At 69.3% G+C, this 11,853-nt stretch carries 14 protein-coding genes; 6 read left to right on the forward strand and 8 right to left on the reverse strand.

Translation table 11 applies throughout. The annotated features are described in order from the left end of the window. Positions 1-38 precede the first annotated feature (38 nt). Together J2X34_RS02445 and J2X34_RS02450 are read right to left on the reverse strand one after the other, a co-directional pair. A complete protein-coding gene (locus J2X34_RS02445; RefSeq protein WP_114721628.1) occupies positions 39-344 on the reverse strand; it encodes a chorismate mutase in 306 nt (101 codons plus the stop codon). Between the two features lie 72 nt (positions 345-416). Then, entirely contained in the window at positions 417-1,331 is a 915-nt protein-coding gene (locus tag J2X34_RS02450) for an aminotransferase class IV (protein ID WP_429516037.1), read from the reverse strand. A gap of 111 nt (positions 1,332-1,442) precedes the next feature. On the opposite strand from J2X34_RS02450, the gene J2X34_RS02455 reads away from it, so the two are divergent. After that, positions 1,443-2,405: a DUF389 domain-containing protein gene (locus J2X34_RS02455; RefSeq protein WP_114721822.1), complete on the forward strand. Its 963-nt coding sequence runs from the start codon at positions 1,443-1,445 to the stop codon at positions 2,403-2,405. A 16-nt stretch (positions 2,406-2,421) separates the two neighbouring features. On the opposite strand, the gene J2X34_RS02460 is transcribed toward J2X34_RS02455, so the two are convergent. After that, entirely contained in the window at positions 2,422-3,378 is a 957-nt protein-coding gene (locus J2X34_RS02460; protein WP_429516038.1) for a helix-turn-helix transcriptional regulator, read from the reverse strand. Between the two features lie 62 nt (positions 3,379-3,440). Between J2X34_RS02460 and J2X34_RS02465 the strand changes: the two genes are divergently transcribed. Together J2X34_RS02465 and J2X34_RS02470 are read left to right on the forward strand one after the other, a co-directional pair. Then, positions 3,441-3,905 (forward strand): pyridoxamine 5'-phosphate oxidase family protein, encoded by a 465-nt coding sequence (locus tag J2X34_RS02465; protein WP_114721774.1) that lies wholly within the window; start codon positions 3,441-3,443, stop codon positions 3,903-3,905. Next, on the forward strand, positions 3,902-4,825 hold the full coding sequence (locus tag J2X34_RS02470) for an SDR family oxidoreductase (RefSeq protein ID WP_429516039.1): 924 nt from the start codon (positions 3,902-3,904) through the stop codon (positions 4,823-4,825). The genes J2X34_RS02465 and J2X34_RS02470 overlap by 4 nt, the downstream gene beginning before the upstream one ends. A gap of 18 nt (positions 4,826-4,843) precedes the next feature. On the opposite strand, the gene J2X34_RS02475 is transcribed toward J2X34_RS02470, so the two are convergent. Genes J2X34_RS02475 through J2X34_RS02485 form a run of 3 tightly spaced genes read right to left on the reverse strand, consistent with a single transcriptional unit; the run spans position 4,844 to position 7,379 of the window. Then, positions 4,844-5,770 carry a cation diffusion facilitator family transporter gene (locus J2X34_RS02475; protein ID WP_114721622.1) on the reverse strand — a complete coding sequence of 309 codons (927 nt, stop codon included), beginning with the start codon at positions 5,768-5,770 and terminating at the stop codon, positions 4,844-4,846. 60 nt (positions 5,771-5,830) lie between these two features. Next, positions 5,831-6,976, reverse strand: a complete 1,146-nt coding sequence (locus tag J2X34_RS02480) for an FUSC family protein (protein ID WP_429516040.1) — start codon at positions 6,974-6,976, stop codon at positions 5,831-5,833. Beyond that, a complete protein-coding gene (locus J2X34_RS02485; protein WP_114721620.1) occupies positions 6,963-7,379 on the reverse strand; it encodes a DUF3151 domain-containing protein in 417 nt (138 codons plus the stop codon). The genes J2X34_RS02480 and J2X34_RS02485 overlap by 14 nt, the downstream gene beginning before the upstream one ends. Positions 7,380-7,471: 92 nt before the next feature. Here J2X34_RS02485 and J2X34_RS02490 point away from each other — a divergent pair, with 92 nt between their 5' ends. Further along, positions 7,472-7,996 carry a hypothetical protein gene (locus J2X34_RS02490; RefSeq protein ID WP_429516041.1) on the forward strand — a complete coding sequence of 175 codons (525 nt, stop codon included), beginning with the start codon at positions 7,472-7,474 and terminating at the stop codon, positions 7,994-7,996. Positions 7,997-8,092: 96 nt separating this feature from the next. Here the strand turns inward: J2X34_RS02490 and fbaA are convergent, their stop codons facing one another. Further along, the gene (gene fbaA / locus J2X34_RS02495) at positions 8,093-9,130 is read right to left on the reverse strand and encodes a class II fructose-bisphosphate aldolase (protein ID WP_114721616.1); all 1,038 of its coding nucleotides are present in this window, start codon (positions 9,128-9,130) and stop codon (positions 8,093-8,095) included. 194 nt (positions 9,131-9,324) lie between these two features. On the opposite strand from fbaA, the gene J2X34_RS02500 reads away from it, so the two are divergent. Then, positions 9,325-10,056 (forward strand): VTT domain-containing protein, encoded by a 732-nt coding sequence (locus J2X34_RS02500; protein WP_429516178.1) that lies wholly within the window; start codon positions 9,325-9,327, stop codon positions 10,054-10,056. Between the two features lie 2 nt (positions 10,057-10,058). After that, positions 10,059-10,721 carry a DedA family protein gene (locus J2X34_RS02505; RefSeq protein ID WP_114721614.1) on the forward strand — a complete coding sequence of 221 codons (663 nt, stop codon included), beginning with the start codon at positions 10,059-10,061 and terminating at the stop codon, positions 10,719-10,721. Positions 10,722-10,728: 7 nt separating this feature from the next. On the opposite strand, the gene J2X34_RS02510 is transcribed toward J2X34_RS02505, so the two are convergent. Further along, positions 10,729-11,850, reverse strand: a complete 1,122-nt coding sequence (locus J2X34_RS02510; protein WP_429516042.1) for a glycoside hydrolase family 76 protein — start codon at positions 11,848-11,850, stop codon at positions 10,729-10,731. Positions 11,851-11,853 lie beyond the last annotated feature (3 nt).

Raw genomic sequence — 11,853 nt, forward strand, 5'->3', positions numbered from 1 at the left:
GCGCCGACCCCGGTCGGTTCCTGACCGGGGTCAGCCGGTCACATGGCATGACCCAGACGCCCCCGCCCGAGCCGCAGCAGCAGCAACGCAAGCGTGTGCCCCTCCGGCCCCAGGTCGTCGAAACGCGACAGCACACTCATTTCTCGGGTGTGCACCAAACGAGTACCGCCGCCGAGCATTCGCACCTCACCGATCAGACGGGAGATCTCGGTGCGCCGCTGGATCGCCGCGAGGATCTGTGAATCCAGACGGTCGATCTCGCCCCGGAGTTGCTCGATGTCGACGTCCGGTCGGCGGTCCGCCTCCCGGTTCGTCGACATGTTCGTCACCTGTGCGCTGGTCATGCCAACAACGCTAGGTACGCGGTCGCGCGGACACGTAGGTAGTTCACTACCCGATCTCGCCGGCGCCGGCCGTCAGGCGAGGACGGTGACCCAACCGTGCAGGGCGTCCGAACGCAGCGCCGCCGTGTGCCGCTTCCGCAGCGCCTCGCAGATCGGGCCCGTCGTGCCATCGCCGACGATGCGGCCGTCCACCTCGGTCACCGGAGCCACACCGGCCGAGGTGCCGGTGGCGAAGACCTCGTCCGCGATGTACAGCTCGGTGAGATCGACCGTGCGCTCCACGACTGGGATGCCGTCCTCCGCGGCAAGTGTGAGCAGCGTGCGCCGGTTGATGCCGTCGAGGATGTCGCACGAGACGTCGGGCGTGATCAGGGTCCCGCCGCGGACCAGGAAGATGTTCGCGGCGCTGAGCTCACACACGTGCCCGGCGCCGTCGAGGAAGATCGCGTCGTCGTAGCCGGCATCGATCGCGTCCTGCTTGGCCAGCACCGAGTTCACGTACGCGCCGTTGACCTTGGCACGCGAGGGGATCGCGAAGTCGGGGATACGCCGCCACGTGCTGGTCTTCAGTCGCATGCCGTCCTGCGGGACGATCGGGACCGCGTCGTAAACGAACATCGACACGACGGTCCGGCAACCACGCACCCGGGTGCCGGGAATCGACTCGTCGACGTGCACGGTGGCCCGCACGAAGACGTCCGAGCCGGGCGCGTTGGCGTCGACGAGTTCGGTTGCGGCCGAGACGAAACGGTCGAAACTCCACTCGTCGGCGAACCGGTCGATGCCGATGATCTTGCAGGACTCGACGAGACGTCGGTAGTGGTCGGCCAGGCGGAAGGCCGAGCGGACACCACCGTCGGCGTGCACCGGGAAGACGGTGTAGACACTCAGGCCGTACAGGACGGCGGACGTGGCGACTCCCAGAGTGGCCTCGGACGCGGGAACGAGTCGGTCGCCGTAGTACACGTGCGGATGCGGGATAGCCATGGCCGGGAATGCTATCGACGCCGCGCCCCGGCGGAAAGCGAATTCGTGCCCGCCCGGCCGCCGCGGCATCCCACCGTCACCGCGCCCGGCCCGGCCCGGCACACTGTGCGCATGCTCCATCTGCGGATCCTCTCGCCCACCGATCTCACGGACGACGCGGTCCGCATCCTGGAGGACGAACCGGCCGTCAGCGGGCTCGCCGTCCTCCGTGGCGCGGCGGTGCGCCCGACCGGCGACCTCGTCCACGCCGACATCGCCCGCGAGGTCGCGAACGACGTGATCGAGAAGCTCCGCGCCACCGACCTGCACCACCGCGGCAGCATCGAGATCGAGCCGGTGACGACCTGGCTGTCCCGGAGCGGACTCGACGCCGAGCTCAGCAGCCCGGGCAGCAGCGCCGACGCCGTGGTGTGGGCGGAGGTCGCGCAGCGGTCCTACGAGGACGTCGAACTGAACTGGACGTACCTGAGCTTCATGACGATGGCGACGCTGCTGGCGGGGATCGCGATCATCACCGACTCGCAGATCCTCGTCATCGGTGCGATGGTCCTCGGCCCCGAGTTCGGCGCGATCGCCGCGCTCGGTGTCGCCCTGGTCAAGCGCCGCTTCGTGCTGCTCGCGACCGCCGTGCGTACCCTTTTGGTCGGATTCGCCGTCGCGATCGGGGTGACCGCGCTGGCCGCCGTGGGCGGACGGATGCTCGGCTGGATGACGATCGACGACGTCACCGGACCCCGCCCGGACACCGCGTTCATCTATTCACCCGACAAGTGGTCGTTCATCGTTGCCGTCATCGCGGCGGCCGCGGGGGTGCTGTCGATCACCTCGGCGAAGCTCGGCGGGCTGTCCGGTGTGTTCATCTCGGTGACAACGGTTCCCGCGGCCGGCAACATCGGACTCGCGCTGGCCTTCGGCGCCTGGCACGAGGTCTGGGGCAGCACCCAGCAGCTGCTGCTGAACCTGTCCGGGATGGCGCTGGCCGGGTGGGCGACACTGGCGATCCAGCAGGCCGTGTGGTCTCGGGTGTCGGTGCGCCGAGCCCGCGCGCTGGACCGGCGGCGCCGCATGCTGTGACGGCCGGCAGCGCGGATCACCGATTGCGGCGCGCCACCTCCTCGGCGACCGCCCGCAACCCGGCGCGCAACGAAGCGGGCTCCAGCACCTCGACGCCGCCGCCGAGCGCGGTGAGCTGATCGAGCGCCACCTCCTCGGCCTCGAGCATCAGATCGACCGTCACCCAGCCCTGCTCGTCCGCCTCGGACGCTTCGACACGCGCCGCCTCCTCCCCCACGACGTCCGGCAGCCGTCGCCACGCGTACGGCGACAGCCGCAGCCGGCACGGGTACCGCAGCAACGCCCGGTCGAACTCCGCCATCGACGCCGCCCACCACGCGGCCAGGTCGAAGTCGTCCGGGCGCGCGGCCTGCGCATCCAGCACCTGCGCGCCGTCGATCCGCGAGACCCGGTACGACAACGTCCGATCCCGGTGCCGCGCCACGAGGTACCAGACACCCGCCTTCGCGACCAGGCCGAGAGGATCGAGGGTGCGGGTGGCCTCGCCACCCCGACGCCGGTACCGGATGCGGAGCCGTCGCCCCTCGAACACCGCGGCCGCCACCGCCGGCAGGTGCTCCCCCGACGGCGTCGACTCGAACCAGCCCGGCGCGTCCACGTGCAGGCGCTCGCGCCACAGCAGGGCGCCGGCCCGGAGCGGAAGCGGCAGCGCCCCCAGCAGTTTCGACTCCGCGCGGGCCGCGACGTCGGCGAGCCCGAGGTCCTGCGCGACGTCCGGGATACCGAGCAGCATGAGCGCGGAGGTCTCCGCGCCCGTCATGCCGCTGAGCTTGGACTGCCAGCCGTCGAGCAGACGGATCCCACCGCCGGGCCCGCTCTCGGTCCACACCGGAACCCCGGCGGCCTGTAGCGCCGCGACGTCGCGATAGACCGTCCGCACCGAGACGCCGAGTTGCTCGGCCAGCCGGGCGGCAGTGGTGCCGGGGCCACCCTGCAAGCGCAGCATCAGATTGAGCAGTCGGGAGGAGCGCACCCGGAAAGTCTACGAATAATCACTGACACAAGATGTCAGTGATCGGCGCGCACACTGACGGCATGACAACCTGGCAGGAGTTCTCCGAGCAGGCCCCGGCGCTGGCCGAGGCAGTCCGTGCGCGACTGACCGCGCACAAGCACCACGTGATCGCGACGCTGCGCGCCGACGGCTCACCGCGCGTGAGCGGCACCGAGGTCGAGATCTTCCGGGGGCTGCTCGTGCTCGGCTCGATGCCCGGCGCCCGCAAGGTCCGGGACCTGCAACGGGATCCGCGGTACTCGTTGCACTCGAATCCGGGCCACCACTCGATGGAGGGCGGCGACGCCAAGATCTCCGGTCGCGCCCGCGAACTGACCGGCACCGAGAAGCAGGCGATCCTCGACTCCTATCCCGAGAACCCCGGCGACGACGCACAGATCTTCGAACTGAGCGTCGACGAGGTGGTGCTGACCACGGTGTCGGAGGATCGCCTGCACGTCGACCTGTGGCGGCCCGGCGCCGACGTCACCAGAACCAGCCGGTGACCGCGCCGGACCTGACCGGGCGGGTCGCCCTCGTCGCCGGTGCGACACGGGGTGCCGGCCGGGCCATCGCGGTCGAATTGGCGCGGGCCGGAGCCACCGTCTACGCGACCGGCCGCAGCAGCCGGGTGGCCGGGCCGTCGGAGATCGAGCGACCCGAGACCATCGAGGAGACCGGCGAACTCATCGCTGCCGCCGGCGGCGACGGTGTGGCGCTGCGCGTCGACCATCTCGAACCCGACCAGGTGCGCGCACTGATCGACCGGATCGACTCCGAACACGGCCGCCTCGACATCCTGGTCAACGACATCTTCGGCGGCGACCGTTACGCCCAGTTCGGCACCACACTGTGGGAGCACGACCTCGACGGCGGCCTGCGCATGCTGCGTATGGGCATCGACACCCATGTGATCACCAGCCACTTCGCGCTGCCCCTGCTGATCCGCCGGCCGGGCGGGCTGGTCGTCGAGATGACCGACGGCACCGCCGACTACAACGTCGCCTACCGGCACCAGGTCGGGTTCTACTACGACCTGGTCAAGGCGGCGGTGCAGCGGATGACGACCGCGCAGGCGTACGAGCTCGCCCCGCACGGTGGCGCCGCCGTCGCGGTGACCCCCGGCTGGCTGCGGTCGGAGATGATGCTGGAGGTGTTCGGCGTCACCGAGGACAACTGGCGCGACGCCCTCGATCAAGTACCGCACTTCGCGATCTCGGAGTCCCCGACATTCGTCGGCCGGGCGGTCGCGGCGCTGGCGGCGGCGCCGGATGCAGGCGGATACAGCGGCCAGGTCGTCTCGAGCGGCCAACTGGCCGCGCGATACGGCTTCACCGACGTGGACGGCTCCCGCCCCGACTGCTGGCGGTACATCGTCGAGGTGCAGGACCGGGACCTGCCCGCGAACACCGAGGGCTATCGGTGACCGCTCCGCGTCACCGCGTCACCAAGTGAGGTCCTCCTGGCAGCGCGAGCCCTCGGCCCCGGACTCCACCTGAACGGTGGCGTGGCTCAGGCCGTGCGTGTCCAGCACGGTCTTGGCCGACGCCAGCACCCGCTGCGAGTCCGAATCGGTGGTCAGATGCACCGTCGCGACGTCCATGCCGGTGGTCAGGGTCCACACGTGCAGGTCGTGGACGTCCGACACCCCGGGCACCGCACACAGATCCGCCCGGACTGCGTCGACGTCGATATTGGCGGGCGATGCCTGCGTGAGGATCCGCAGCGCCGAACCGGCGAGCTTGAGTGCGCGCGGCACCACCCACAGGGAGATCAGCACACCGACGACGACGTCGGCGTAGGTCCAGTCGAACAACACCAGCGCGGCGCCGGCGATCAGGACACCGACGCTGCCGACCGCGTCGGCGAGCACCTCGAGGTACGCGCCGCGGACGGCGATGGAGTCCTTCGCGTCGCCGCGCAGCATCAGCATCACCACGATGTTGGCGGCCAGGCCCGCGGCCGCGGTGGCCATCAGCGGGACGCCGGGGATCTCGGGGACGTCACCGATCCGGCCGATGGCCTCGTACATCACGAACGCGGCCACGCCCAGCAGCAGCACGGCGTTAGCCATCGCCGTGAGAACCTCGGCACGGTGCCAGCCGAACGTGCGGGCCGCGGCCTTGGACCCCTGCTTCGCGAGCAACAGCGCCACGAGCCCCATCGACATGCCGACGACGTCGGTGAGCATGTGCCCGGCGTCGGCGAGCAGCGCCAGGGATCCGATCGCGAGGCCGACGACCACCTCGAGGATCAGGAACGCGATCAGAATCCCGAGCGCGATCACCATCTTGCGGATCCGTGTATGCGACGGACCGGCGGCGCCGACGCCCGAAGTGTTGCCGTGGCTGTGCCCGTGACCGGCTCCCATGATCACCCTCCTCGTAAGTCCGGCCCATCATATGCATACATTCGCATATATGAAAAGGAGTCAGAGTTCGGGCTTGTAGGCGGGGTTGGGAACCGTCGGCGGCAGCGTCGCGATCGCCGAGATCCGCTCGAGTCCCGCGACCTGCAGAAGATCCACGATGAGCGACCGGATCTGCGCGAACACCACGGTCGCGGAGATGCCGGCCCTCTCGACGAGCTCGGGCTTCATGCCCGACGCGACGGTCCGCAGCACCCGGGCCGCCTCCGCCTGATCCGGTTGCTCCCCCGGTTCGGCGAGAATCATCCGGCGCAGCACGTCGAGGGCGTGCGAGAGCTTCTCGATCTCGTCGACGAGACGTGGGTCGAGGATCTCGTCGTCGCGCACCAGCGAGAGCGACCGGCGCGAGAGCACCCGAATGTTGCGCATCGCGTTGTCGATCGGATCGGCTGTCGCCGTGAGCCGGGCCAACCGGGCGCGACTGCCCCAGTACAGCGGTGAGATCCGGCTGATCTCCTTGCCACCCGACAGGTTGCTGCGCAGCGAATCGATCGCCGACTGCGTCGCGCGGGCCTTGCGCAGGGCCTTCTCGATCGGCTTGGGATCGTTCTCGATGAGCCCGTCGGCGACCAGTTGCAGCACCTCGGCCGCGGTCGCGAGGATGCCGGCGGCGTCCCGCCGGGCCCGGCGCACGGGATGCGTGGGCACGATCGCGACCACCGCGATACCCACCAGTCCGCCGACCAGGGCGTCGACCATCCGGTCGACGCCGCCGGCGTCGCCCGGTGGCAGCAGCGTCGCGACCAGCACGGCGGACGTGCCGGCCTGCATCGAGAAGATGGGCCCGCTGCCGATCAGCACCGCCGTGGACATCGCCAAGGCGACGACGAGCGTGATCTGCCACGCTCCGGTGCCGATCAGCGAGATCAGCAGGTCGCCGACACCGATGCCGACCGTCACACCGCAGACCAACTCCACCGATCGGCGCAGGCGTGCACCGAGCGACAGGCCCAGCGAGACCACCGCCGCGATCGGCGCGAAGAACGGTCGGGTGTGTCCGACGATCTCGGTGGCGAACCACCACGCGAGGCCCGCCGCCAGGGCGCATTGCAGCACCGGAAGCGCCGACGCGCGCAGGCGACGGACCGACGCCTGCGCGCGCTCCTTACCCGCTGCAGGGCGGGGAACGAAGCGGCTAGCCGAGACCAAGTGCTTCTGCGGCCCGCGGATCGCAGTCCTCGAGCAGGTCCAGGCAGCGTGCGTACTCGTCGTTCTCACCGATTGCCTGGGCGGCCTTCGCCAGGACCGCGACGCAGCGCAGGAAGCCGCGGTTGGGCTCGTGGCTGAACGGGACCGGACCGAAGCCCTTCCACCCGTTGCGGCGCAGCTGGTCGAGCCCGCGGTGGTAGCCGGTGCGCGCGTACGCGTACGCGGTGATGGTCTGCCCCTGCTCGAGAGCCGCCTCCGCCAGGTACGCCCACGCGATCGACGCGGTGGGGTGCGCCGCGGCGACCTTCGCCGGGTCCTCGTGGTTGAGCAGGTCCGACTCCGCGTCCTCGTCACCGGGGAGCAGGGTGGGCTGCGGGCCGAGAAGATCACCGAAAGACGTCATGGCGTCCAGGTTACGTCCACCGTGCCCGGCGTCGTACGCGGGCCGATAGGCTGCCCACCAGTCGATCCCACTCCCGGACCGAGAGGCGTCCCGTGCCCGACCCGAACGACAACCAGTCTCGCGCCACACCGGCCGGCGCCGGCCCGCAGCGCATCGATCCGGTCGCCCCGGCCACGAAGCCCGGTGGGCGGCGCGGCTGGATCATCGCGTCGACTGTCGCAGTCGTCGGCGTGCTCGCCGCTCTCGGGGTCACCGGCTTCGTCATCGCCCGCGGCGGCGCGCACGGGGCCGACGAGTCCAAGGTCCGCGACGCCGTCGACACGTTCGTCGGCGCCCTCGGGTCCGGCGACCTGGCGACCCTGCAGTCGTCGACCTGCGGCACGCTCGCCGACTTCTACCGCGACATCCCGCCCACCGAGTTCGCGAGCGTGCACCGCGACACCGTCGCGCAGGGGAACGTCCCGGTCGTCACGGGCATCGACACGGTCCAGATCACCGGCGACTCCGCCATCGCGCAGGTCACCGCACACACGCAGGCCAACCCGACGGACGCCTCGCCGCGCACGTTCGACCTCGAACGCGTCGACGGCACCTGGAAGGTCTGCGACCCCGACTGAGGCACCCGCGCCCCGTCGGGCCCCCGCAACGCATTCTGCGCACCTGCCACTCGGTGGCAGGTGCGCAGAATGCGATGGTGAGGAAGAAGCCTCGGACTAGCCGGCGGAGACGGAACGTCCCGCGGACTTGAGGTCGTTGCAGGCCTCGATGACGCGAGCGGTCATGCCGGCCTCGGCCTTCTTGAGGTAGCTGCGCGGGTCGTAGACCTTCTTGTTGCCGACCTCGCCGTCGATCTTCAGGACGCCGTCGTAGTTGGCGAACATGTGGCCGGCGATGGGGCGCGAGAACGCGTACTGGGTGTCGGTGTCGACGTTCATCTTCACGACGCCGTAGCGCAGCGAGTCCTCGATCTCCGACTTCAGCGAGCCCGAGCCGCCGTGGAAGACGAAGTCGAACGGCTTGGAGCCGTCCGCGAGGCCCAGCTTCGCGACGGCCGCGGCCTGGCCCTCGGCCAGCACCTCCGGCTTGAGGACGACGTTGCCCGGCTTGTAGACACCGTGCACGTTGCCGAACGTCGCGGCCAGCAGGTACTTGCCGTTCTCGCCGACACCGAGGGCGTCGACAGTCTTCTCGAAGTCCTCGCGCGACGTGTACAGCTTGTCGTTGATCTCGGCCTCGACGCCGTCCTCTTCACCGCCGACGACGCCGATCTCGACCTCGAGGATGATGTTCGCGGCCTTCGACAGCTTCAGCAGATCCTGGGCGATCTCCAGGTTCTCGTCGATGTGGATGGCCGAGCCGTCCCACATGTGCGACTGGAACAGCGGGTTCTGGCCCTTGTTGACGCGCTCCTGCGAGATCGCGAGCAGCGGACGGACGAAGGTGTCCAGCTTGTCCTTGGGGCAGTGGTCGGTGTGCAGCGCGATCGTCACGTCGTACTTGGCGGCGATGACGTGCGCGAACTCGGCGAGCGCGACCGCACCGGTCACCATGTCCTTGACGCCGAGGCCCGAACCGAACTCCGCGCCACCGGTCGAGAACTGGATGATGCCGTCACTGCCGGCGTCCGCGAAGCCCTTGATGGCCGCGTTGATGGTCTCGGACGAGGTGCAGTTGATGGCGGGGAAGGCGAAGGAGTGCTCCTTGGCCCGACCGAGCATCTCGGCGTAGACCTCGGGAGTTGCGATAGGCACGGCGGCTGTCCTCCATGTGACGGTTCGGGGGCGCGGCCGACTGTGACGGCGCGCCGGTGGTCTATGCAGTATGGCAACCCTGGCGCGTAAGCGCCTCCCCTGGTGTCGGCTCGGTGTCGGCTCGGTGTCGGCTCGCCGGGCACGGTCGACTCAGCGCGCTCTCAGCGGCCGCCGGTAGTCTTGTGCGCGTGAATGTGCTGGCAGCCTCGGAGTCCGTGACCACGAATCTGGCATTGCTGCCGGGATTCCTCGATCCCGTCAACCTGTTGAACTCGTTCGGCACCTGGATGCTGGTCGGCCTCCTGCTGGTCGTCTTCATCGAGTCCGGCCTGCTGTTCCCGCTGCTGCCGGGCGATTCGCTGCTCTTCACCGCGGGCCTCATCGCGGCGTCGAAGTCCGCCGAGGTCGAGCCGTTCGCCCCGCTGTGGGTGCTGATGGTGACCATTCCCATCGCCGCCATCCTCGGCGACCAGGTGGGGTACTTCATCGGCACGAAGGGCGGCGCGGCCCTCTTCAAGTCCGACGACGCGAAGTTCTTCAAGAAGAGCTACATCGACGAGTCCCACGCGTTCTTCGAGAAGCACGGCCCGATCACGATCTTCCTGGCCCGCTTCGTGCCGATCGTGCGCACGTTCGCACCGCTGGTCGCCGGCGCCTCGAAGATGAAGTACTCGACGTTCATCACGTACAACATCGTCGGCGGCATCGTGTGGGGCGCGGGCGTCACCCTCCTCGGCTTCTGGCTCGGACAGTTCCAGTTCATCGCCGACAACATCGACTACATCTTCATCGGAATCGTCCTCGTGTCGGTCATCCCGATCATCGTCGAGATCGGCAAGCGCTTCTTCTCGTCCCGTAAGTCCCGGCCCGCCGAGACCGCCACCGAGCCCGATCGGGTCAGCGCTCCCCAAGACCCGACCGTTTGACGATGATCACTGCGGCCGGATCATTCGGACCGCTCGAATCCGCCGGTCCCGCACTGGTGTGGATCGTCGTACTCACCTTCGTCTTCCTCGAATGCGCTCTCCTCGTCGGGCTGTTCCTGCCGGGCGACTCCATGCTGGTCACCGCCGGCATCGTGCTGGCCACGCACGGGTCCGGCGCCCAGCACACGTGGGCGCTGTCCGTCGGTGCGATGGGTGCCGCGATCGCCGGCAACCAGGTGGGCTACGCGATCGGCAAACGCAGCGGCCATCACCTCGTGGCCCGGCGCAACGGCAAGTACGTCAACGCGAAGAACCTGCACAAGGTCAACGTCCTGCTGGACCGGCACGGGTTCTGGGCGGTGCTGGTGGCGCGCTGGATCCCGTGGGTCCGCACGCTGTGTCCGATGGTCGCCGGCGCGGCGAACATGGACCATCGCCGCTACACCACGGCCAGCAGCATCGGCGCGGTCATCTGGGCGCCGGTGCTGCTGCTCCTCGGCTACTACTTCGGTTCCGTGCTCGAGCGCGTGCCGTGGCTGATGCCGGTCGTGCTCGGCACCATGGTGGCCCTGCTGGTGATCGCCACCGGGCTGGGCGTGTGGGGGTACCGACGCGAGATGTCCAAGCCCGCCGAGGACGTGCTCGTCGACGAGGTGCACGACTGACCGGCCGTCACCGCCGTTTCGGATATCCCGCCGCCGAGACCAGATAGGCCGACTCCATCAGCAGCCACCCGCTGAGCTGCACCGAGAAATCCCGTTCCGCGATGTCGGACGAGTGCACCGATCCAGCGGAGACGGTCGCGATTCCCGCTCCCAGCCCCGGCAGCAACGCGGGCTGGCTCCAGTCCTTGCCGAACAGGGGCAGCTCCTCGACCTGCAGTCGGTTCTCCCACGCGGCCTCGGCCGAACCGAGCACCAGCTGCGCCGCGATGCGCCGCGCCCGCAGGTCCTCCGGGGCGTCCCCCGGCAGCATGAGCGCGACCAGTGCCAGATACCGGGCGAGGAGCCCGTTGAACAATCCGCCGTCGCCGCCGCCCCCGCCGCGGATGACACCACCCTTGGTGAGCCGCTCGTCGATGGCGTCGACCAACCGATGCACCCGCAGCCGATGACGTGGCGAGCCCATGCGGACCGCGAGCTCCGTCTCGAGGCTGAGCACCGTCCCCTGGCAGTACGAGTAGATGTTGCGCTCGATCGTCCCGTCGCTGCGGATTCCGTCGAAGATCAGACCCGTCTCCGGATCCCGGAGCGTGTCGTCGATCCAATCGGCCATCGCCTGCGCCCGCCACAACCGACCGCTCCGGGCGAGCATCAACCCGGCCGGGCCGTTCGCGGGAGTGTTGAAGAAATCCGAGTGCTTGCGCCACGGGATACCGCCGCCCTCGTCGGGCGACCAGGCGTCGAACAGCTGCGATTCGAGCGTTGCCAGGGCCTTGCGATTGTCGATCAGCTGCATCCGCTGGGCACGCTCGAGTGCGAGCCCGAGCCACGCCATGTCGTCGTAGTAGCTGTTGGTCCACCCGGAGATGTTCCGGATGCGGTGACCGCGAATGAGTCTCGCCAACCGGCGCCGACGTCGCGTGGTGGGATTTCGTTCGGCGGCGTCGACGGTGCAGTTGATGAGGTGTGCCTGCCACCAGTAGTGCCAGTGCACGAACACTCGTTCCCGCCGCACCGCGGGCCACGCGACAACTGCGAGTGCAGTACCCGGTATCCCCCAGACGCGGCGAATGTGCCGAGTGATCACCGCGTTCTCCGCGGCGTCCGCACGAGCGGACCATTCGCGCTGCATGCC

This window comes from Rhodococcus sp. BE178 (assembly GCF_050433545.1).
In the GTDB taxonomy this organism is placed as follows: Bacteria; Actinomycetota; Actinomycetes; order Mycobacteriales; family Mycobacteriaceae; genus Prescottella.

Excerpts from the sequence above, each read along its gene's own strand:
- J2X34_RS02445 (WP_114721628.1), bottom strand. The coding sequence starts at position 344 with ATGACCAGCGCACAGGTGACGAACATGTCGACGAACCGGGAGGCGGAC.
- J2X34_RS02475 (WP_114721622.1), bottom strand. The coding sequence starts at position 5,770 with ATGGGAGCCGGTCACGGGCACAGCCACGGCAACACTTCGGGCGTCGGC.
- J2X34_RS02505 (WP_114721614.1), top strand. The coding sequence starts at position 10,059 with ATGATCACTGCGGCCGGATCATTCGGACCGCTCGAATCCGCCGGTCCC.
- J2X34_RS02455 (WP_114721822.1), top strand. The coding sequence starts at position 1,443 with ATGCTCCATCTGCGGATCCTCTCGCCCACCGATCTCACGGACGACGCG.
- J2X34_RS02465 (WP_114721774.1), top strand. The coding sequence starts at position 3,441 with ATGACAACCTGGCAGGAGTTCTCCGAGCAGGCCCCGGCGCTGGCCGAG.
- J2X34_RS02485 (WP_114721620.1), bottom strand. The coding sequence starts at position 7,379 with ATGACGTCTTTCGGTGATCTTCTCGGCCCGCAGCCCACCCTGCTCCCC.
- J2X34_RS02510 (WP_429516042.1), bottom strand. The coding sequence starts at position 11,850 with ATGCAGCGCGAATGGTCCGCTCGTGCGGACGCCGCGGAGAACGCGGTG.
- J2X34_RS02450 (WP_429516037.1), bottom strand. The coding sequence starts at position 1,331 with ATGGCTATCCCGCATCCGCACGTGTACTACGGCGACCGACTCGTTCCC.